The following is an 18,937-nucleotide window of genomic DNA, read 5'->3' as shown; positions in this document are numbered from 1 at the left end:
GCTTCGATGCGCCCCACCCTTCCCTTTCGCGCGCCGAGTCGCTAGGGAACTTTCACACGCGCGGGATGACCCCGCACCTGATTGAAAGCGCGACATGCACACGATTACCACGACCGAAGGCCTCGCGGCCTTCTGCGAGAAGGCCAAGCAAGAGCCCTACGTCACCCTCGACACCGAATTCCTGCGCGAGCGGACCTATTGGTCCAAGCTCTGCCTCGTACAGATGGCCCTGCCCTCGCATGGCGATCAGGAGGGCGAAGCGGTTCTGGTCGATCCGCTGTCCGATGGGCTGTCGCTCGAACCGCTTTACGATCTGTTCCGGCACACGCCGACCGTGAAGGTCTTTCACGCCGCGCGGCAGGATCTGGAGATCTTCTTCACCGACGCGCAGGTCTTCCCTGACCCGCTGTTCGACACCCAGATCGCTGCGATGGTCTGCGGCTTTGGCGAGCAGGTGGGCTATGAGACGCTGGTGCGCAAGATCGCCAAGCAGTCGCTGGACAAGTCTTCGCGTTTCACCGACTGGTCGCGCCGCCCGCTGACCGAAGCGCAGAAGAAATACGCGATCGCCGATGTGACCCATCTGCGCGTGATCTACGAATTCCTCTCCGACCAGCTGCAAAAGACCGGGCGCGAAGCCTGGGTCGAGGAGGAAGAGGCGGTTCTGCTGAGCCCCGAGACCTATATCAACCGCCCCGAGGACGCCTGGCAGCGCGTCAAGACGCGCACCAATTCGGGCCGTTTCCTCGGCATCGTGCGCGAGCTGGCACGGTTCCGCGAGGGCTATGCCCAGGCACGCAATATCCCGCGCTCGCGTATCTTCAAGGATGATGCTCTGCTCGAGCTCGCCTCGACCAAGCCGAGTTCGATCGAAGAGCTGGGAAAATCGCGGCTTCTGCTGCGCGAAGCGCGCCGGGGCGAAATCGCGGAAGGGATTTTGAACGCGGTGAAAGAAGGGCTGGAGATGCCCTCCGAGAAACTGCCCCGCCACGCCGATCAGGGTCAGCAATTGCAGGTGGATACCGCGCTTGGCGATCTGCTGCGGGTGCTTCTCAAGGCGAAATCGCAAGAGGCCGGTGTGGCCGCGAAACTGATCGCGACCTCCTCGGATCTCGATCGGATCGCCGCGGGCAAGCGCGATGTGGCGGCGCTCAACGGCTGGCGTCTCGAGGTCTTCGGCCATGACGCGTTGCGGCTGGCCAAGGGCGAGGTCGCTTTGACCGCCGATAGCGGCGCGGTGAAACTGATCGACGTTTGAGCTCAAGCCGGAGGGCATCGCCCGACCGCCGGGTGGGCGCGCTGTCCTCTGGGGTCTTCACTTTATCGCCGCCACATCCAGACGCCCTCAATCCGCGCGCTGGCGTTCCCAAAGCGCCCGCCCGAGGGGGCGGTCGGGCGCTGCCCGGGCCGCTGACGCGGCTGATCCGGGCGGGCGCGCGTCGCCTCGAAACGAAAAAGGCCCGGAGCATACCCCGAGCCTCATCTCAGTCAGATCAAACCGCGCTCAGCGCCGCACGGACCGCGCGTTCCCGGCGCTCTCGACCACGATCTTGCGCACGCCCTCGAGCTTGTAATTGCTCAGGAAGGCCGCGGCCGACACTTCGCGCGATTGCGGCGTCATCACCCGGCGCGCTGCGGCGCTGTCGGCGGGCGGCGGGGCGACCATGAACATGTAGGTGACCGTGCCGGTCTCGTCGGGCTTGCCATCATTGAGCGGAACCAGATCGGTATCCCAGAACCCTTGGGTCGGCGGCAGCCCCATCGCGGTGATGATTGCGCCCGAAGGGATCTTCTCGACCGTCAGGCTCGAGACTTGTGCGACCGGCTGCTGATGGGCCTTGCCCACCTTCGTCGGATAGCCGCCGCGCGGCGCGAGCGTCTGGCTCTGCTCGACGCGATCCTTGCCGAACCAGTTGAACGGATTGATCTTGCTGTCGCGGATACGGCCGCAGCCGGCGGTCGCGATAGTCAAGGCAAGTGCCGCGATCAAAGCTTTCTTCATGGTGGCTCCGATACTGTCCCTGCCCTCTGGTAGCCCATTGCGTCAGTTTTGAAAAGCCGCGTCTGGACCCTGCGCGCGCAAGCCGCTACCCAAGGGGCAGACGACCAGCGCAAGGATGGCAAACCCATGGCAAGCGAAGCCTTTGAAGAGATCGCCGAGACCTTCGAATTCCTCGATGACTGGGAGGACCGCTATCGTCACGTGATCGAGTTGGGCCGGGAATTGCCGCCCCTCGACGATGCGGTGAAGGTGCCTGCAACCAAGGTGGAGGGCTGCGCGAGCCAAGTCTGGCTCCTGCCGCGCATCGAGGGCACCGGACCTCGGGCCAGCTTCGATTTTCAGGGCGAGAGCGACGCGATGATCGTGCAGGGGCTGATTGCGATCCTGCATGCGCTCTATTCGGGCCTAAGCGTCGAAGAGGTTCTGAAAGTGGATGCCACGGCCGAACTGGGGCGCCTTGGGCTGAACGACCACCTCTCGGCGCAGCGCTCGAACGGGCTGCGCGCGATGGTGGAGCGGATCCGCAAGCTGGCAGGCGAAGCGGCGAGCGCCTGATCTTATCGCCAAGACGCGACGAGGGCCGCGCCCGACCCTTGGGCGGGCGCGTCACCGTCCTGCGTGGTCTGCACTTTATCTCAAAAGCCCGAACGTCTTTCGTGCCCGCGATGTCATCGCCAATGCGCCCTCCCGGGGGGAGGGTCGGGCGCGGCCCGGGGCTGGTCGCCCCGGACCAGCGCTCAAAACGAAAACGGCCGGTCTCGTGACCGGCCGTCTCCATTTCCATTCAACCGTAGATCAGTCGATCAGCGGCAGAAGCTGGTTCACCGAGTCCTTGGCATCGCCATAGAACATCCGCGTGTTTTCTTTGTAGAAGAGCGGGTTTTCGATGCCCGAGTAGCCGGTGCCCTGACCGCGCTTCGAGACGAACACTTGCTTGGCCTTCCACACTTCCAGAACCGGCATGCCGGCGATCGGCGAGTTCGGATCTTCCTGAGCGGCGGGGTTCACAATGTCGTTCGAACCGATGACGATCACCACGTCGGTATCGGGGAAGTCCTCGTTGATCTCGTCCATTTCCAGAACGATGTCGTAAGGCACTTTCGCCTCGGCCAGCAGCACGTTCATGTGGCCCGGCAGACGGCCCGCGACCGGGTGGATCGCGAAACGCACTTCCTTGCCCTGCGCGCGCAGCTTGCGGGTCAGTTCCGACACCGCCTGCTGAGCCTGCGCCACGGCCATGCCGTAACCCGGCACGATGATGACCGAGTCGGCGTCGCGCAGCGCGTTGGCCACGCCGTCGGCGTCGATCGCCACCTGCTCGCCCTCGACTTCCATCGCCGGACCGGTCGTGTTGCCGAAGCCGCCGAGGATCACCGAGATGAACGAACGGTTCATCGCCTTACACATGATGTAGGACAGGATCGCACCCGAAGAGCCGACCAGCGCGCCGGTCACGATCAGAAGGTCGTTGCCCAGCGAGAAGCCGATCGCCGCCGCGGCCCAGCCCGAATAGGAGTTCAGCATCGAAACCACGACCGGCATATCGGCGCCGCCGATACCCATGATCAGGTGGTAGCCGATGAAGAAGGCCAGAAGCGTCATCGCGATCAGCGCCCAGGCGCCTGCCCCGTTCATGAAGGCGATCAGCAGGATCACCGACAGGATCGCGGCAGCGGCATTGAGCATGTGCCCGCCCGGCAGCTTGGTTGCCTTCGAGGTGACCTTGCCTGCGAGCTTGCCGAAAGCGACGACCGAACCCGTGAAGGTCACGGCCCCGATGAACACGCCAAGGAACAGCTCGACGCGCAGGATCGACAGCTCGACCGGCGATTTATGCGCGATCAGCGCCGCGAAGCCGCGCAGGCCCTTTTCATGCAGCGCTGCCGCCATGCCCGTCTCGTTGAGCGTCGGCGACATCGAGGCCTTGATCGACATCACATTGGCCATCTCGATATAGGCATTGTAGCCCACGAAGACAGCCGCGAGGCCGACCAGCGAGTGCATTGCGGCAACCAGCTGGGGCATTTCGGTCATCTGCACGCGGTTCGCCACGAACCAGCCGATGATGCCGCCCGCGGCGATCATGACCACCGAAATCAGCCAGAGGCCCGAGCCAGGGCCGATCAGCGTGGCGACAACCGCCAGCGCCATACCCACGATGCCGTACCAGACCGCCCGCTTGGCGCTTTCCTGCCCCGAGAGGCCGCCCAGCGAGAGGATGAAGAGAACTGCCGAAACGACATAGGCAGCGGTCGAGAATCCGTTTTCCATTGTCTCGGCCCCCTTACGATTTCTGGAACATGGCGAGCATGCGCCGGGTGACCATGAAGCCACCGAAGATGTTGATCCCGGCCATGAAGACCGACAGCGCCGCGAGCACGATCACGAGCCAGCTGCCCGAACCGATCTGCAACAGCGCGCCCAGGATGATGATCGAGGAGATCGCGTTGGTGACAGCCATCAGCGGCGTGTGCAGCGAGTGCGACACGTTCCAGATCACCTGGAAGCCGATGAAGCAGCTCAGCACGAAGACGATGAAGTGCTGCATGAAGCTGGCAGGCGCCACGAGACCGACGCCCAGGAGCACGATTGCGCCCACGGCGATCAGCGTCACCTGGCTCTTGGTCTGCGCCTTGAACGCGGCCACTTCAGCGGCGCGCTTTTCTTCCGGCGTCAGTTCCTTCGGCTTCTCGGTCGGCTTCTTCGCCGCAATCGCAGCCACTTTCGGCGGCGGCGGCGGGAAGGTGATCTCGCCCTGATAGGCGACCGTCGCACCGCGGATCACGTCGTCTTCCATGTTATGGACGACGACACCGTCCTTCTCGGGCGTCAGGTCCGTCATCATGTGACGGATGTTCGTCGAGTAGAGCGTCGAAGACTGCTGTGCCATGCGCGAAGGGAAGTCGGTATAGCCGACGATGGTCACGCCATTGTCGGTCACGATCTTCTCGTCGGGCTTGGTCAGCTCGCAGTTGCCGCCGCGCTCGGCGGCGAGGTCGACGATGACCGAGCCGGGCTTCATCGCCTCGACCATGTCCTTCGTCCACAGCACCGGGGCGTCGCGGCCCGGAATCAGCGCGGTGGTGATGACGATGTCGATATCGGGAGCCAGCTCGCGGAACTTCTTGAGCTGGGCTTCACGGAACTCCGGCGAGGAAGGCGCGGCGTAGCCACCGGTGGCGGCCCCGTCGGTCTGCTCTTCCTCGAAGTCGAGATAGACGAACTCTGCGCCCATCGACTCGATCTGTTCGGCCACTTCGGGACGCACGTCGAAGGCGTAGGTGATCGCGCCGAGCGAGGTCGAAGCCCCGATCGCGGCGAGACCCGCCACACCGGCACCGACCACGAGCACTTTCGCCGGCGGCACCTTGCCCGCGGCCGTCACCTGACCGGTGAAGAAGCGGCCGAAGTTGTTGCCGGCCTCGATCACCGCGCGATAGCCCGCGATATTGGCCATGGACGACAGCGCGTCCATCTTCTGGGCGCGCGAGATACGCGGCACCATGTCCATCGCGATGACGTTCGCGCCGGTCTTCTCGGCGGCCTTCAGAAGCTCTTCGTTCTGGGCCGGGTAGAAGAAGGAAATCAGAGTCTGGCCGGGTTTCAGGCGCTTGACTTCGGTATCGGTGGGGGGGCGTACCTTGACGACGAAATCCACCTCTTTGAAGAGCGCCGCGGCGGTCTTGATCACCGTCACGTTCGCGGCTTCATAAGCTGCATCGGTGAAGCCCGCTTTGAGCCCCGCCCCCGCTTCGATGAAGCACTCATGGCCCAGCTTCTGCAACTGCAGAGCCGAGTCGGGCGTCATGGCGACCCGCGCCTCACCCTCGAAAATCTCCTTCGGAGCTCCGATTTTCACTGTAACTCCCCCTTGATAGCGACCCGCGCACCTCACGGTTTTGCGAGCCCGGAATCTGGCGACGCCTTCCTTAGCATCGCGCAATAATGTTTCACAAGCACCGATGCGTCGTAAAAGGTTGTTAATCTGTCGCAGGGTTGAATTTTACGCGATGTATACCGTTGGATACCATTCTTGATCCGTATTTTTCCATACTTTACTGGAGCTTAGAGAGAAAATCTCCGGATTTCCGCCCTGCTCACGCCGAATGACTTTTTTGCACCTGCAGCATTCCGGCCACGCCCCTTTCAGAGCCAGCGCCGCGTGCGCGCGCGGTACGCGGCATAGGAGTCGCCGAAATGGGCGGCAATCCGGGCCTCTTCGCCGCGAATGTAGCGGATCGTGATGAAGCCCATGAAGAGCGGCACCAGAAGCAGCCCCAGCGGCACCTGCCACCACAGCGCAAGCCCCGCCAGAACCAGCGCGTCCCCGAGATAGATTGGATTGCGCGAGAGCGCGAAGACGCCGCTGGTCACGAGGTCCGAAGGGTCGCGGCGCGGGATGAAGGTCGTATGATGGAGCACCATCTGCGCCGCAGCGACCCCCATCAGGGCAAGCCCCAGCCCGATCAGCGCCCCGCCCAGAGGCCGGTCATAAGGCAGCGGCATCGCAGCCACCTGCGCCAGAGCCCAGGTGATCGCGGCAAAAAGCGCCAGCCAAAGCGGCGGCAGGTCGATCTCGCGCAGAAGTTTTCCGATCATCGCAAATCCTCAGAGCCGATAGACGACAAGCTCGGGCAGCTCGGTCAGCGGCACCTCAAGCAATCGCAGCGCGGGCAGCGAGACCTCCGAGCCCGCCCCCGCGGGTTTGCCCGAAGGGATCAACGTCACCTTGGCCGATTTCCCGGTCTTCGGATCCTCGATCCGTCCCTCGGCTTCGGCGCTCACCAAGCCGGTGCGCACCCAGAAACCGGGCTGGGTCGGATCGCCGAGGCTTGCGATGGTGGTGCCCAGCCGCGCCTCGCCGCCCGCGGGCCTCTCGGCCGCCTCGGCGCGCTGCGCGGCGGTTGTGGTGTCGAGCGCCTCGGCGCTGGTCGCGGTCGGTTTGGGCACCGGGGCCACGACCGGCGAAGGGGCACTCGCGGGAGCTGCGGCTTTCGGCGCGGGCTTGAGCCCCAGCGTCGCGCAGCCCGCAAGCGGGGCGATCAGGGCTCCCAGAAGGAAAATGCGCATTCTCGTCCTCCTCGATTTGTCCCAAGCTTAGGCAGCTTGGATCGGCTGCGCCATCCCCCGCCGCGCAACTCCGCGTGCCCCCTTGTCGCCCTGCGGCCCTAGGCTTATTTTCCCGGCCATGGAACACGCGCCCCTCATCGACCCGTTTGCCCGTCCGATCGACTATCTGCGGGTCTCGGTCACCGACCGCTGCGATTTTCGCTGCACCTATTGCATGGCCGAGCACATGCAGTTCCTGCCGAAAAAGGAACTGCTGACGCTGGAAGAGCTGGACCGGCTCTGTTCGGCCTTCATCTCGCTTGGGGTGAAGAAGCTGCGCATCACCGGGGGCGAGCCGCTGGTGCGGCGCGATATCATGACCTTCTTCCGCTCGATCGCGCGCCATCTCGACAGCGGCGCGCTGCGCGAGCTGACGCTGACCACGAACGGCTCGCAACTCGCGCGCTTCGCCGATGAGCTGGCCGATCTGGGGATGAAGCGGATCAATGTCTCGCTCGACACGCTGGTGCCGGAGAAATTCGCCGAGATCACCCGCTGGGGGCGGCTCGATCAGGTGCTGAAGGGGCTGGAAGCCGCGAAACGCGCAGGGCTGAAGGTCAAGATCAACACCGTCGCGCTCAAGGGCTTCAACGAGGATGAGCTGTTCCCGCTGATCGACTGGTGCGCCGCCGAGGGCCATGACCTGACCTTCATCGAGGTCATGCCGATGGGCGAGATGGGCGAGGAGCTGCGCCTCGATCAATATTGGCCGCTCTCGGATGTGCGCAAGGCGATGGCCGAGCGGTTCACCCTGACCGAGCTGGACGAGTCGACGGGGGGGCCCGCGCGCTATGTGCGCCTTGAGGAAACCGGCCAGAAGATCGGCTTCATCACGCCGCTCACGCATAATTTCTGCGAAAGCTGCAACCGCGTGCGCGTGACCTGCACGGGCGAGCTGTTCATGTGCCTCGGGCAGGAAGACAATGCCGATCTGCGCGCGCCTTTGCGTGCGGGCACCGATGACGCGCCCCTGATCGAGGCGATCCGTGCCGCCATCGCGCGCAAGCCCAAGGGCCATGATTTCGACTATTCGCGCCAGAAGGTCGCGGGCCAGATGTCGCGCCACATGAGCCATACCGGCGGATGAGCCCCAAGGCCCAGCGTGCAGCCCGCGCACTTGTCGCAGGGCTGGCCGGAGCGGGGATCATCGCGCTCAGCCTCTGGGCGCATCTGGTGATCGGCAATTTCGAGATGCTCGCAGGGCTTGGCTATGCCGGGCCGGGATCGCGGCCGGTCACCGAATTCGGACTGTTGCTGGACACCGTGCGTTTCAGCGCGATTCTGGTTCTGCCGCAGGCACTGCTGGCCGCCTTTTCCGGTCCTTGGCCGCTGCGGGCATTGCTGGCGGTACTCTTCGCCTTCGGATGGTACTGGGTCGCGGAACGCGTCGCGGGCGGATTCGCCTCGGCCACAGGGGGCGGCTGGCTGCCCGGCGAGGCGTTTGCCGCACTGATCTACCGCCCCGTGCTGACCCCGGCGATCTGGGCGCTCGCCGTCCTGACCTTTGTTTTCGTGATCTGGCGGTTCTGCCGGCGCCCTGGCTGATTTCTCCAAGATCGTCGAGTGACCCAAATCAATGCGCGCGCGTGCAAAACGCGCGAGGCTCCAGCGAAGCGAAAGGAAGCCAGACCATGTATTCCAATATTCTCGTGCCCGTGGCCTTCGATGACGAACACAACCCCGATGCGGCGCTGAACGTGGCGCGCGCGCTTGCCAGCGACGGCGCGCGGGTCACGCTTTTGCATGTGATGGAAGACGTGCCCGCCTATGCGATCAGCTACATGCCCGAAGGCTATGCCGACGAGCTGCGCAAGGCGATCGAGCGCGACCTGAAATCGCGCGCGGCCGAGTTCGACAACGGCGCCTGGGCAATCGTGGAAGGTCAGGCGGGCCACGAGATCCTGTCCTGCGCCGAGGAGATCGGGGCCGATTGCATCGTCATCGCCTCGCATCGTCCGGGCTTCGGCGACTACCTCATCGGTTCGACCGCATCGCGGGTGGTACGTCACGCGAAATGCGCGGTGATGGTGATGCGCTGAGAGCCGCGCTGCGGCTCACTCAGACGGGAGCCGCGTCTCGATCATGCCGACGAACCAGCTCGCGCCTGCGGGCAGGATCGCATCGTTGAAATCATATTGCGCGTGGTGCAGCGGCGCGGAATCACCATTGCCGATGAAGCCATAGGCGCCGGGGCGGGCCTCGAGCATATAGGCGAAATCCTCCGCCCCCATCATCGGAGCGACCGCGCGATCGACCGATCCGGCCACCGCTTCGGCCACATGTGCCGCCGCCTCGGCTGCCGCCGCGTCGTTGCGCGTCACCGGATAGCCACGGCGGTAATCGACGGTCGCACGTGCATTATGGGTGGCGGCCACCCCTTGCGTGATCTCGCGCAAGCGGGTCTCGGCCAGATCTCGGGTCGCGGCGCTCATCGTGCGCACCGTCCCGCCCAGCGTCACCGAATTGCCGATCACGTTGAGCGCCTTTGAATCGGACGCGAGCGTCGTGACCGACAGCACGATCTCTTCGAACGGATCGGTCGTGCGCGCCACGATGCTTTGCAATGCGAGGATCAGATGCGCCGCGATCGGAACCGGGTCGGTCGTCTCCTGCGGTTTCGCCGCGTGACCGCCCTTGCCCTCCAGCGTGATCTCGAAGAAATCCGCCGCCGCCATCATCGCACCGGGGCGGATCCCGAAAGAGCCCGCCACCATGCCCGGCATATTGTGCAGCGCATAGACTTCCTCGATTTCGAACCGCTCCATCAGCCCGTCGCGGATCATCGCGCGTGCGCCCGCCCCACCCTCTTCGGCAGGCTGGAAGATCATCACCGCGCGCCCCGAGAACGCACGTGTCTCGCACAGGTACTTCGCCGCCGCCAGCAGGGTCGCCGTATGCCCGTCATGGCCGCAGGCATGCATCTTGCCGGGCGTTTGAGAGGCATAGGCCGCGCCGGTTTTCTCCTCGACCGGAAGCGCATCCATATCAGCGCGAAGCCCCACGCAGCGCAGCCCGCCCTTGCGCGCGCCCTGCCCCTCGATCACCCCCACGACACCGGTCTTGCCGATCCCCTCGACCACCTCGTCGCAACCAAACGCACGCAACAGCTCGGCCACCCGGGCCGAGGTGCGCGGCAGGTCATAAAGCAGTTCCGGATTGCGGTGGAAATCGTGACGCCATTCCACCGCCTCGGGCAGCATCTGGGCAAAACGGTTCTTGATCGGCATGGTGGCTCCTTGGTTCGCGCTCACCCTGCCTTGGCAGTGAGATGGGCGCAAGCGGGGCTCAGCGGAAGACCATCGGCAAGGTGAAGCTGTATTGGGGTTTCGAAAGGCCTCGAGGCGCCGCGGGAAAGCGGCCAGCACGGCGCACCGCGTCCAGCGCGGCCTGATCGAGGGCTGCGTTGCCCGAGCCCTTTGCAACCGCGACACCCAGCAGACGCCCGTCGCGCGCCACCGTGATCGCGACGGTCACCCGCCCTGCCCCCGCGCCTGCGGGCGGGGTTTTATGACGCTCGATCCGGGCACGGATCTGTCCACCCCAGCTCCCCATGAGCGACCGGATTTGTCCCGCCGAGAGCGTGGCGGCCGGAGCATTTTGATTGTCACCCGCAGCCCCTCTTGCGCCTTGCCCTTTCGCGACCTGCTCGGGCCGGGCCTGCGAGGGTTGCGACGGCTGAAGCTTGCGCGGTGCGAGCGCTTTCGGCGTGGCCCGTTTCGTCTCGGGCGGCGCGGGCTTCGCCAGCGGGCGCGGCATCTCGGGCGTGGCCGGGTCCGCTTGCGCGGGCAAAGGCGCGTCGGGGGCAGGAGGCGCGGTCAGGGCCGAGGGGGCGGCGATCCGGGGCTGGTCCTGCGGTTGTGGCTCGGCGCTTTCGGGCTGCGCCTCCGGCGGAACGGGCTCGGCCATCTCTGGCTCTGAAGTTTCAAGCTCGGGCGGGCGTTCCCACTCGGCGACCATCGCCTCCATCGCTGCCGAGGCGGGCGCGAGCGAGACCAGCGCCTCTCCCCCATCGCCCGAGGATTGCGCGCCACCCGAAGGCGCGGGCTCCCAGATCGCGAGTACCCCGGCATGCACGCCAAGCGCCGCAAGGAGCGCCCCCACGAAGGCCAGCCCGCGCGCGGTCATTTTCCGCGCACCACGAGTTTGAGGTTCTTGAAGCCAAGCGCGCTCAATTCCGGCACCAGCTTCGCCAAGGCCTCGCCCGAAAGCTTCGAATCTGCCCGCAGCGTGAGCGTGTCGGCGCACGCGCCGCAGGCCGCGCGCGCAGCCTCCGTCGCAGCCCCCAGCGCGGCAAGCGCCGCCAAGTCGCGCGCATCTCCGAAGCCAAGCCGGCCGTCCGCACCCACAAAAAGCGTCAGATCACCAGGCTCGGCTGCCCCGCCGCCCGAAGCCTCGGGCGGAGACACCTCGAACGGCGTCGGCTGGGCGAGCGTCGCGGCCAACAGGAAGAAGATCAGCAGCAAGAAGACCACGTTGATCATCGGCAAAAGCGGCTCGGGCAGGCTGCGCCGGGGCGTGTCGGTAAAAAGCCTCATGGGACCAGCACCAGATGGGTGAGCCCTGCACCGCGCAGCGCATCGAGCACCTGCGTGACGGCCGCCAGATCGCCTCCCTTGGGGCGCAGCACCACCGGATCGGTCGCGGCCTCCATCAGCGGCGCGAGATCGGTGGCCAGATCGCTCAGCACGACCGGCTGACCATTGAGCGCAAGCGCGCCATCCGCCCCGATATCGACCAGACGCGGCGGCCCCGACCATTCGGCCTGAGCCCCTCCCCCGCCGATCGTAAGTTCAAGCGTCCGCTCCACCCCGAAGCGCGAGGCCAACATGAAAAAGACAAGCAGCAGAAACACCACGTCGATCATCGGTGTAAGCGCCGGACGGCGGCGCGCGCGGGCCTGCCCGAAGGCAAACATCACTCGGCCGCGGCGCGCAGCCGCTCCCTGTCAGAGGCTGCGTTCACAGTGGAGGCACGCGCAAAGATACGGGTCGCGGCATCTTCCATGTCATGGCGCAACCGGTCGACCACCGCATCGAAACCCGACAGGGCGATCTGTGCGGGAATCGCGACCGCCATCCCCGCGGCGGTGGTCAGAAGCGCCTCCCAGATCCCGCCCGCCAGCGTCGCCGGATCGGCCTGCACGCCCGCTTCCTGCAAAGCGCGGAAGGCCGCGATCATTCCCGCGACCGTACCCAGAAGGCCCAGAAGCGGGCCAATCACAACCGCCAGCTCCAGCCCCCTCAGCCCCGAGCGCGCCCGCGCAAGCAGATTGCGCGCCACCCGCGCGGTCTCGGCCTCGGCGCCTGCGCGGTCAAGCTGCGGATCGCGCAGGCTTGCCATCGCGGCGCGGGCAAGCTGCGCGCGCAAGGAACGACGGTCCTTCAGAACCGCCTCCGCCGCGTCGAGATCACCGCGTGCCCAGGCTTCGATCGCGGCCTGCGTGCGCGCGCCGCCTGACCAGGCACCGGCGGCCAGCAGATCCCAGAGTTTCCAGAAGATCAGCGCCAACGAAAGCACGGACAGCGCGGCGATCGCCCACATCGCGGGCCCGCCAAGCACGAGCGCATCGACCATGCGGCCCGGGAGCGCCCCGGGGATCTGAGCGGTGCTGTCCATCGCGCCCTCCGAGAGGCTACTGGTGCCGGCGGAGGGACTCGAACCCCCGACCCCCTGATTACAAATCAGACGCTCTACCAACTGAGCTACGCCGGCGTGACCGGCCCGCAATAGCGCGGCTGGAAAATTCGCGCAAGACGCGGGTCAGCGGGACCGGCCGAGATTGGCGCGCGCGAGGATCGCCACCGCGACAAGCCCCACGGCCGAAACCAGAAGCGCTGCGGGCGAGGCATCGCCCAGATTCTCCAGGCTCGCCTTTTCCTGCGTCCGCGTCGCAAGCGTCTCGAAATTGAACGGGCGCAGCAACAGCGTTGCGGGCAGTTCCTTCACGCAATCGACGAAAACCAGAAGCAGCGCCGAGCCGACGGAGCCGCGCATGAGCGGCAGGTAGAGCTCGCGCAGAACGCCTCCGGGTCCGCGCCCGAGCGAGCGCGCCGCCATTGGCAGCGAGGGCGGCACCCGCCCGAAGGCCGCATCCGCCGCCCCCTGCGCGATGGCGAAGAAACGCACCACATAGGCGAGGATGATCGCAAAGGCCGAGCCGGTCAGCATGAGACCCGGATCATAGCCCGTCAGTGCCGCAATCCCATCGGCCAGCGCATGATCAAGCCCCGCGAGCGGAATCAGGATGCCGACCGCAAGCACCGCTCCGGGCGCGGCATAGCCCAGCGTCGTCAGCGGCAGCACCACGCGCGGCAGGCTGCGCCCCGAAAGCCGCACACCGTATACCATGAACAGCGCCAGCGTGACCGTGATCGCCGCCGCCATCCCGCCGGTGAAAACCGTGTGCCAGAGCGCAAGCCCAAGGCCGCGACCGAACCAGGCATCGGGATTGGCAAGCGCATGGCTCCCCATCACCGCGACCGGGAGCACGAATCCCACGGCCACCGGCAGCGCGCAAAGTGCCATCGCCGCCCAGCCCGCCCAACCGGTCAGGCTTTGCGCGAGAACGGGGCGCGATTGCCGCGCGGTCTGGAAATAGCGCACCTTGCGGCGCGAGAGTTTCTCCAGCGCAAAGAGTGCGAAAACGATTCCGAGGATCACGAGCGACAACTGCGCCGCCCCCCCGGCATTGCCGCCCGAGAGCCAGGTCGTGAAGATACCCGTGGTCAGTGTCTGCACCCCGAAATGATCGACGACGCCGAAATCGGCCACCGTCTCCATCATGGCGATGGCGGCGCCTGCGGCGATGGCGGGACGTGCGAGCGGCAGCCCCACACGCCAGAAAAGACCAAACGGGCCCGTGCCGAGCGCGCGCGCGACCTCGTAGCTTGCGCCAGATTGCTCGCGCAGCGCGGCGCGGGTGATCAGGTAGATGTAAGGGTAGAGCGCGGCCGAGAGCACGACGACGGCCGCCTCGCGCGAGCGGATCTCGGGGAACCAGTAATCACGCGCCGAGGCCCAACCAAACGCCGCGCGCAACGCCGTTTGCACCGGACCGGAATAGTCAAGAAAATCGGTCAGCGCATAGGCCCCCACATAGGCGGGAATCGCGAGCGGCAGCAGCAACAACCACTCCAGCACCCGGTGACCGGGGAAGCGATACATCACGACAAGCCAGGCCGCGCCAGCCCCGACGGCCGAGGCCAGAAGCCCGACGCCGCCCGTCAGCACCGCGGTATTGACCAGGTAGCGCGGCAGGGTCGTCGCGATCAGATGCGGCCAGATATTCTCGCGCGGATCGAGCGCCATCCAACCCACCGCAAGGATCGGCGCGAGCACCAGCCCCGCGATCACCAACGCACCGAGCGACCACAGCCCCGAGCCGGGGACGTGTTTGCGAGCCGAAGGCGCGCGCGCGCCAATTACCTGAGTTGTTTGCTCGGAATTCATCCCTCCCCTCTATCCCGAAACGCGTTTGCCTGTCCAGAACTCAGCGGCTAGAGTGGCGCGCAATCATAAGGGCTTGGCCGGCCTAAGCATATCGAGGCGCGCAGCATGAAAGTCGTTTTCCATCTCGGGGCCCATTCGACCGATGAGGACCGCATCGTTCGGGTGCTCTCAAGCAATCGCGCCGTGCTCGAGCAATATGGCATCGCCGTGCCCGCTCCGCGCCGCTACCGGATGGTGCTTCGCGACGCGCTGGTCTCTCTCAAGGGTGGCCCCGCACCGCAAGACGTGCAGGATGCGCTGCTCGAAGCCTGCACCGAGCGCCACGACATCGAGCGGCTCGTCTTCAGCCACGAGTTTTTCCTGTGCATCCCCGAACGCGTTGTGACCCAGAAGGGCTTTTACGTGATGGCGCCGGGCAAGCTCGCCCCGCTCGCCAATCTCTTCCCCAGTTCGGAAACCGAGTTCCACCTCGCGCTGATCAATCCCGCGACGCTGCTGCCGCAACTCGTCCAGCGCCTGCCCAAGCGCAGCTACGAACAGATCATGCATGATCACGACCCGCGCGATCTGCGCTGGGAGCCGGTGATCCGCGAAATGGCCGCGGCAGCCGGCGGACGCCGCCTCGTGATCTGGTGCAATGAAGATCTGCCGCTGATCTGGCCCGAGGTGCTGCGCGCGGTGGGCGGGCTCCCCGAAAGCCAGGCGCTCGATGGCGAGCTGATGATCCTTGAGCAGATCATGCCGCCCGATGGGGTCGCACGGCTGCGCAGCTATCTCGAAAGTCACCCGCCGAAATCGGTCCTGCAACGGCGCAAGATCGTGACCGCGTTCCTCGACAAATATGCACGCCCCGAGGCGATCGAGATCGAGGCTCCCCTGCCCGGCTGGACCGACGACCTGGTCGCCGAGATCACCGCGCAATACGATGCCGACGTGGCAGCGATCGCGCAATTGCCGGGCGTGGAATTCATCGCGCCCTGAAACGGGCGCGACCTTGAGCCCGACCGCTCAGGACATGCCGAGCGCGGATTTGTAGAGATCGAGGATCGCCTCTTCCTCGGCCACGTCATCCTTGTCGCGCTTGCGCAAAGCCACGATCTTTTTCAGCACTTTCGTGTCGTAGCCGCGCGCCTTGGCTTCGGACATTATGTCTTTCTGCTGCTCGGTGATGTCTTTCTTCTCGGCCTCCAGGCTCTCGAATTGCTCGACGAACTGGCGCAGCTCGTCGGCGGCGACATTGTAGGCGGCATCGCTGGGCATCGGGCTCTCTCCTGCTGCTCGACTGGATCGGCGCTCTCACTAGCCCGCCGCGCCCCGCGCATCAAGAGGCGCTGCGCGTGCCCTGGCACAGCGGGGGCTCTGCCCCCGTCCGCTTCGCGGCCTCCCCCGAGATATTTGGATCAAGAAGAAGAAGACCGCCCCCCTTCTTCTTGAGAAAAATATCTCGGGGTGAATGCCGAAGGCAGAGGGGCAGAGCCCCTTTTCCTTGCCTTGGCGCGCTTGCTCGGCTAGGGCAGGCGCGCATTATCGCGGGAGGCAGCTATGGAATTTCTGATCTGGGCCGGAGCCGGCGTTTCGGTGCTGGGGCTGATCGGCATCCTCTATTGCATCGTCGCGGTGGCAAAGGCCAAACGCGCCGGGCTTCCCGATGACGCGTTGCGGGCGCGGCTCCAGAAAGTGGTTGTGCTCAACATGGGCGCGCTGTTCGTCTCGGTGATCGGCCTGATGATGGTCGTGGTCGGGATCTTCCTGAGCTGAGGCTGGACCTTATCTCCGGTCGAGATCAGCGAAGCTCTTGCCATTGCGGATCAGCACATCCCAGAGCGTGACTGGCTCAGGCGCACCTTCTTCTGTGAGCGCGCGCAGCAGTTTTCGCGTCGCCAGCAACCCGGCCTGATCTGCGGCAAACATCACCCCGCCAAGGCTCGCCGGCAGACCCAGCGCAAAGCGCGCGGCAAGGTCTATGTCGCAGGCACGATGCGCCTGGGCGCGTTGCAGAAGGGATGCACCTTCATTCGCAAGCTCGGCCAGGATCCGCGCGCGGATCTGCGCGGTGCCCAGACGGCGCGGTGTGATTCCGGCCTCCCGGCGCAGGGCACTGAGCGCCTCGGCCTGATCCGGGATCGGCCGCGCGGCGCGGTTCGACCAATCGTAGAACCCTTGCCCGCTTGCACGGCCCTCATGCCCTTCGAGCGCCAGAAGCCCCAGGAAAGGCCCCGGCGCGCGGCGGATCTGTTCGAGACCCGCGCAGACACGGGAAATCCCCATCGCATCCGCAAGTCGCAATGGCGGGGTGGTGACGCCAAGCTGCGTCAGCGCCTCGTCGACCTGGGCGACCGTCGCCCCGGCCAGAACAGCGCGTTCGGCAGCCGCGATATAGGCCAGGCGCAGATGGGTGACGATGCCCCCGACTCCGGGTCCGCCGATCACCACCGGCGCATCGCCAAGGCGCAGCACAGCCTCCAGCCTCGCCAGTTCCTGGGTCGTGGTCTGTGTGCCGGGGACAAGCTCGACGATGCCGCCCGAACGGATCAGCACGGGCCCGACACGGCCTGCAAGGGCACGATCGAGCACCGGCAGAAGCAATGGCGTCTCCGGCACGGGTTGCGTACCCGCCGCGATCACCATGTCGCAGCCTTCAAGCCCGTCGCGCGTCATCGCTGCGCCGAGCCGCGCCCAGTCCGCATCGCGTGTTTCGGGATCGAGGCTGCCCTGTTGCACCTGCCGTTCCTGCTCGCGGGCGATGGATGCGAAACCGGCCTCGATCGCGCTGGGATCGCTCGCCCCGAGAATGACCGAGTGGCCCGCCGCCAGAAGTGCCCCGGCGAGTGTCGGCGGCTGATCCCACAGCCCGATCCGCATCGGCTCGATAGGCTCACCGGATCCGGGCGATCGGGTCTGGGCCGCACAGCGCGCGGCATGGCGCAGCGCCTTCGACAGCGGCGCGGCGCTCAGATCCTCGAAAGCCACGGCCTCGAAATCGAGCGCCTCGTCGAGCGGCAAGAGCAGCGCGCTTTCGACCACCTCGAGCGCTCGGGCGCCGGGTTCGGCCAGCGGTCCCTTGCGCAGCGCCGCACGGCGCGGCTCGATCGCGGCGAGATAGGCGGCAGGGTCAGACAGCGCGGCATCGGCGGGCGGCACGCCCTCGTCATGAAGCAGATCGAGCGCGGCGGCGATCTCAGCCGGCTCGGGATCGGACAGGATCAACTCGCACAGGCCAAGGCTCATGGCCGCCGTGGCCTCAAGCGGCGTCTCGCGCGTCAGCAGGTCCAGCGCTGCAGCGCCACCCTTTCGCCGCGCCAGCCGTACCAGACCGCCCGCCGCAGGAATCGCGCCGAGCGCAAACTCCGGCGAAAGAAAGGTGGTTTCGGGATCGGCGATCCGCAAATCGGCAGCTTGGGACAGCGCAAGGCTGCCCCCGGTGATACGCCCCGAAAGCCGCGCCAGAACCGGTTGGTCGAGAGCGGCGAGAGATTGCGCGAGCGTCGCGAGATCGGGTGCTTCCCCATCGGTTGCGTAATCTTCAAGCGGATCGGTCGCGACCGGCCAACCTGCCGTATCGCCCTGCACGATCACCCCGCGCAAAGCGTGGTCGCGAGCCACAAGATCGAGCAGCCCACCAAGTGCGGCACGCAGATCAGACGTGAAGCCCGCAGGCGCGCCGCTTGCGTCAAGGCCACTCAGCGTAATCCAAGCCAGCCCGTCCTGGGTCCGAAATCTCACCCGCTTTGCCATTGCCCCCGCCACTGGCCTGTTCGCTCGCGCAGAAAGTCTAAGGCCGACGCGCTTCAAAACAAAGGGTTTTTACCCTTTGCGTGACGGAAACGGCAAGAACGTGCGGATCGCGGACGCAGGGCGGTGCGCTCAGCCGCGTTTGGCCTTGGCGCCGGGCGCGTGGTTGCGGCAGAACGGGGTCGCCGGCAGCAGATCAAGCCGCGCCTCGTCAATGCGCTCGCCGCAGGTGACGCAAAAACCGTATTCGCCCTCGGCGATTCGCTCGAGCGCGGCCTCGATCGCGCGCAATTCCTGCTGCGCGGATTCGCCAAGGTCCTCAAGAACCTCGTCTTGTTCCTGTTCGACCGCCGCATCGGCCCAATCCTTCTCGATATGGCTGTCGAGCTCGGATTCGACCTGTTCCATGCGCGCCAGCAACTGCGCGCGACGCGCCTCAAGCTCCGTTTTACGGATTTCGACCGATTTCATGCGCTCCTCCATTTGCTTGCCAAATCATAGCAGTCAAAGGGCTTTTCGGACGTTGACACAAGTCAACCGGAAAACACGAACATATGCGGATATCAAAATCCTTGCACGAGAGCCCCGCCGGGTTCTAGCATTGCAACTCAGACGGGTTTGGGAGACCCCGTCGCGTTTTACGTA

Annotated in this window: 21 protein-coding genes and 1 tRNA gene; 7 read left to right on the top strand and 15 right to left on the bottom strand. The window is 65.8% G+C overall.

All coding sequences use genetic code 11. The annotated features are described in order from the left end of the window. The first annotated feature begins 94 nt into the window (after positions 1 to 94). Positions 95 to 1,258: a ribonuclease D gene (rnd, locus tag TP2_RS00975; protein ID WP_038072406.1), complete on the top strand. Its 1,164-nt coding sequence runs from the start codon at positions 95 to 97 to the stop codon at positions 1,256 to 1,258. Between the two features lie 246 nt (positions 1,259 to 1,504). Here the strand turns inward: rnd and TP2_RS00970 are convergent, their stop codons facing one another. Next, the gene (locus TP2_RS00970; protein ID WP_038072405.1) at positions 1,505 to 2,002 is read right to left on the bottom strand and encodes a hypothetical protein; all 498 of its coding nucleotides are present in this window, start codon (positions 2,000 to 2,002) and stop codon (positions 1,505 to 1,507) included. 126 nt (positions 2,003 to 2,128) lie between these two features. On the opposite strand from TP2_RS00970, the gene TP2_RS00965 reads away from it, so the two are divergent. Next, the gene (locus TP2_RS00965) at positions 2,129 to 2,557 is read left to right on the top strand and encodes a SufE family protein (RefSeq protein ID WP_038072404.1); all 429 of its coding nucleotides are present in this window, start codon (positions 2,129 to 2,131) and stop codon (positions 2,555 to 2,557) included. A 240-nt stretch (positions 2,558 to 2,797) separates the two neighbouring features. Here TP2_RS00965 and TP2_RS00960 read toward each other — a convergent pair whose 3' ends face one another. From TP2_RS00960 to TP2_RS00945, 4 genes are all read right to left on the bottom strand, one after another. Beyond that, entirely contained in the window at positions 2,798 to 4,273 is a 1,476-nt protein-coding gene (locus TP2_RS00960) for an NAD(P)(+) transhydrogenase (Re/Si-specific) subunit beta (RefSeq protein ID WP_038072403.1), read from the bottom strand. Between the two features lie 13 nt (positions 4,274 to 4,286). After that, positions 4,287 to 5,861 carry a Re/Si-specific NAD(P)(+) transhydrogenase subunit alpha gene (locus tag TP2_RS00955; RefSeq protein WP_038072401.1) on the bottom strand — a complete coding sequence of 525 codons (1,575 nt, stop codon included), beginning with the start codon at positions 5,859 to 5,861 and terminating at the stop codon, positions 4,287 to 4,289. A gap of 287 nt (positions 5,862 to 6,148) precedes the next feature. Continuing rightward, positions 6,149 to 6,601: a methyltransferase family protein gene (locus tag TP2_RS00950; protein ID WP_240473676.1), complete on the bottom strand. Its 453-nt coding sequence runs from the start codon at positions 6,599 to 6,601 to the stop codon at positions 6,149 to 6,151. 9 nt (positions 6,602 to 6,610) lie between these two features. Next, a complete protein-coding gene (locus TP2_RS00945; protein WP_038072399.1) occupies positions 6,611 to 7,072 on the bottom strand; it encodes a hypothetical protein in 462 nt (153 codons plus the stop codon). A gap of 118 nt (positions 7,073 to 7,190) precedes the next feature. Between TP2_RS00945 and moaA the strand changes: the two genes are divergently transcribed. The 3 genes from moaA to TP2_RS00930 all read left to right on the top strand — a co-directional run bounded on the left by moaA (position 7,191) and on the right by TP2_RS00930 (position 9,150). Continuing rightward, positions 7,191 to 8,198 (top strand): GTP 3',8-cyclase MoaA, encoded by a 1,008-nt coding sequence (gene moaA / locus TP2_RS00940; protein WP_038072397.1) that lies wholly within the window; start codon positions 7,191 to 7,193, stop codon positions 8,196 to 8,198. After that, entirely contained in the window at positions 8,195 to 8,656 is a 462-nt protein-coding gene (locus TP2_RS00935; protein WP_038072395.1) for a hypothetical protein, read from the top strand. Before moaA ends, TP2_RS00935 begins: the two co-directional genes overlap by 4 nt. Positions 8,657 to 8,742: 86 nt before the next feature. Then, entirely contained in the window at positions 8,743 to 9,150 is a 408-nt protein-coding gene (locus TP2_RS00930; protein WP_038072393.1) for a universal stress protein, read from the top strand. Positions 9,151 to 9,165: 15 nt separating this feature from the next. On the opposite strand, the gene TP2_RS00925 is transcribed toward TP2_RS00930, so the two are convergent. The 7 genes from TP2_RS00925 to TP2_RS00895 all read right to left on the bottom strand — a co-directional run bounded on the left by TP2_RS00925 (position 9,166) and on the right by TP2_RS00895 (position 14,560). Continuing rightward, the gene (locus TP2_RS00925; RefSeq protein WP_038072391.1) at positions 9,166 to 10,338 is read right to left on the bottom strand and encodes a M20 aminoacylase family protein; all 1,173 of its coding nucleotides are present in this window, start codon (positions 10,336 to 10,338) and stop codon (positions 9,166 to 9,168) included. Positions 10,339 to 10,396: 58 nt separating this feature from the next. Beyond that, on the bottom strand, positions 10,397 to 11,236 hold the full coding sequence (locus tag TP2_RS00920) for a TonB family protein (RefSeq protein ID WP_051692095.1): 840 nt from the start codon (positions 11,234 to 11,236) through the stop codon (positions 10,397 to 10,399). Next, positions 11,233 to 11,646 carry a biopolymer transporter ExbD gene (locus tag TP2_RS00915; protein ID WP_038072389.1) on the bottom strand — a complete coding sequence of 138 codons (414 nt, stop codon included), beginning with the start codon at positions 11,644 to 11,646 and terminating at the stop codon, positions 11,233 to 11,235. The genes TP2_RS00920 and TP2_RS00915 overlap by 4 nt, the downstream gene beginning before the upstream one ends. Next, on the bottom strand, positions 11,643 to 12,026 hold the full coding sequence (locus TP2_RS00910) for an ExbD/TolR family protein (RefSeq protein WP_038072388.1): 384 nt from the start codon (positions 12,024 to 12,026) through the stop codon (positions 11,643 to 11,645). Before TP2_RS00910 ends, TP2_RS00915 begins: the two co-directional genes overlap by 4 nt. Continuing rightward, entirely contained in the window at positions 12,026 to 12,727 is a 702-nt protein-coding gene (locus TP2_RS00905; RefSeq protein ID WP_084713760.1) for a MotA/TolQ/ExbB proton channel family protein, read from the bottom strand. The genes TP2_RS00910 and TP2_RS00905 overlap by 1 nt, the downstream gene beginning before the upstream one ends. A 20-nt stretch (positions 12,728 to 12,747) precedes the next feature. Then, positions 12,748 to 12,823 (bottom strand) — tRNA-Thr (locus TP2_RS00900). A 48-nt stretch (positions 12,824 to 12,871) separates the two neighbouring features. Then, complete coding sequence (locus TP2_RS00895; protein ID WP_038072386.1) at positions 12,872 to 14,560, bottom strand: ABC transporter permease; 1,689 nt, start codon at positions 14,558 to 14,560, stop codon at positions 12,872 to 12,874. 105 nt (positions 14,561 to 14,665) lie between these two features. Between TP2_RS00895 and TP2_RS00890 the strand changes: the two genes are divergently transcribed. After that, complete coding sequence (locus TP2_RS00890; protein ID WP_038072383.1) at positions 14,666 to 15,541, top strand: hypothetical protein; 876 nt, start codon at positions 14,666 to 14,668, stop codon at positions 15,539 to 15,541. 27 nt (positions 15,542 to 15,568) lie between these two features. Here TP2_RS00890 and TP2_RS00885 read toward each other — a convergent pair whose 3' ends face one another. Continuing rightward, positions 15,569 to 15,820, bottom strand: coding sequence for a DUF2312 domain-containing protein (locus TP2_RS00885; protein ID WP_038072381.1), 252 nt, complete (start codon positions 15,818 to 15,820; stop codon positions 15,569 to 15,571). A gap of 282 nt (positions 15,821 to 16,102) precedes the next feature. On the opposite strand from TP2_RS00885, the gene TP2_RS00880 reads away from it, so the two are divergent. Next, positions 16,103 to 16,318, top strand: coding sequence for a hypothetical protein (locus tag TP2_RS00880; RefSeq protein WP_038072379.1), 216 nt, complete (start codon positions 16,103 to 16,105; stop codon positions 16,316 to 16,318). 9 nt (positions 16,319 to 16,327) lie between these two features. Here the strand turns inward: TP2_RS00880 and TP2_RS00875 are convergent, their stop codons facing one another. After that, positions 16,328 to 18,283: a 3-hydroxyacyl-CoA dehydrogenase family protein gene (locus TP2_RS00875; RefSeq protein WP_169739494.1), complete on the bottom strand. Its 1,956-nt coding sequence runs from the start codon at positions 18,281 to 18,283 to the stop codon at positions 16,328 to 16,330. 141 nt (positions 18,284 to 18,424) lie between these two features. Continuing rightward, positions 18,425 to 18,763: a TraR/DksA family transcriptional regulator gene (locus TP2_RS00870; protein WP_038073256.1), complete on the bottom strand. Its 339-nt coding sequence runs from the start codon at positions 18,761 to 18,763 to the stop codon at positions 18,425 to 18,427. Between the last annotated feature and the right edge of the window lie 174 nt (positions 18,764 to 18,937).

The organism is Thioclava pacifica DSM 10166, from assembly GCF_000714535.1.
Taxonomy (GTDB): domain Bacteria; phylum Pseudomonadota; class Alphaproteobacteria; order Rhodobacterales; family Rhodobacteraceae; genus Thioclava; species Thioclava pacifica.
The sequence above is the reverse complement of the archived record's forward strand: the minus strand, read 5'-3'. Positions and strand labels throughout refer to the sequence as shown.

Bases quoted from the DNA above. Each gene is read 5' to 3' on its own strand.
- rnd (WP_038072406.1), top strand. From the start codon at position 95: ATGCACACGATTACCACGACCGAAGGCCTCGCGGCCTTCTGCGAGAAG.
- TP2_RS00970 (WP_038072405.1), bottom strand. From the start codon at position 2,002: ATGAAGAAAGCTTTGATCGCGGCACTTGCCTTGACTATCGCGACCGCC.
- TP2_RS00965 (WP_038072404.1), top strand. From the start codon at position 2,129: ATGGCAAGCGAAGCCTTTGAAGAGATCGCCGAGACCTTCGAATTCCTC.
- TP2_RS00960 (WP_038072403.1), bottom strand. From the start codon at position 4,273: ATGGAAAACGGATTCTCGACCGCTGCCTATGTCGTTTCGGCAGTTCTC.
- TP2_RS00950 (WP_240473676.1), bottom strand. From the start codon at position 6,601: ATGATCGGAAAACTTCTGCGCGAGATCGACCTGCCGCCGCTTTGGCTG.
- TP2_RS00945 (WP_038072399.1), bottom strand. From the start codon at position 7,072: ATGCGCATTTTCCTTCTGGGAGCCCTGATCGCCCCGCTTGCGGGCTGC.
- moaA (WP_038072397.1), top strand. From the start codon at position 7,191: ATGGAACACGCGCCCCTCATCGACCCGTTTGCCCGTCCGATCGACTAT.
- TP2_RS00935 (WP_038072395.1), top strand. From the start codon at position 8,195: ATGAGCCCCAAGGCCCAGCGTGCAGCCCGCGCACTTGTCGCAGGGCTG.
- TP2_RS00930 (WP_038072393.1), top strand. From the start codon at position 8,743: ATGTATTCCAATATTCTCGTGCCCGTGGCCTTCGATGACGAACACAAC.
- TP2_RS00925 (WP_038072391.1), bottom strand. From the start codon at position 10,338: ATGCCGATCAAGAACCGTTTTGCCCAGATGCTGCCCGAGGCGGTGGAA.
- TP2_RS00920 (WP_051692095.1), bottom strand. From the start codon at position 11,236: ATGACCGCGCGCGGGCTGGCCTTCGTGGGGGCGCTCCTTGCGGCGCTT.
- TP2_RS00915 (WP_038072389.1), bottom strand. From the start codon at position 11,646: ATGAGGCTTTTTACCGACACGCCCCGGCGCAGCCTGCCCGAGCCGCTT.
- TP2_RS00910 (WP_038072388.1), bottom strand. From the start codon at position 12,026: ATGTTTGCCTTCGGGCAGGCCCGCGCGCGCCGCCGTCCGGCGCTTACA.
- TP2_RS00905 (WP_084713760.1), bottom strand. From the start codon at position 12,727: ATGGACAGCACCGCTCAGATCCCCGGGGCGCTCCCGGGCCGCATGGTC.
- TP2_RS00895 (WP_038072386.1), bottom strand. From the start codon at position 14,560: ATGAATTCCGAGCAAACAACTCAGGTAATTGGCGCGCGCGCGCCTTCG.
- TP2_RS00890 (WP_038072383.1), top strand. From the start codon at position 14,666: ATGAAAGTCGTTTTCCATCTCGGGGCCCATTCGACCGATGAGGACCGC.
- TP2_RS00885 (WP_038072381.1), bottom strand. From the start codon at position 15,820: ATGCCCAGCGATGCCGCCTACAATGTCGCCGCCGACGAGCTGCGCCAG.
- TP2_RS00880 (WP_038072379.1), top strand. From the start codon at position 16,103: ATGGAATTTCTGATCTGGGCCGGAGCCGGCGTTTCGGTGCTGGGGCTG.
- TP2_RS00870 (WP_038073256.1), bottom strand. From the start codon at position 18,763: ATGAAATCGGTCGAAATCCGTAAAACGGAGCTTGAGGCGCGTCGCGCG.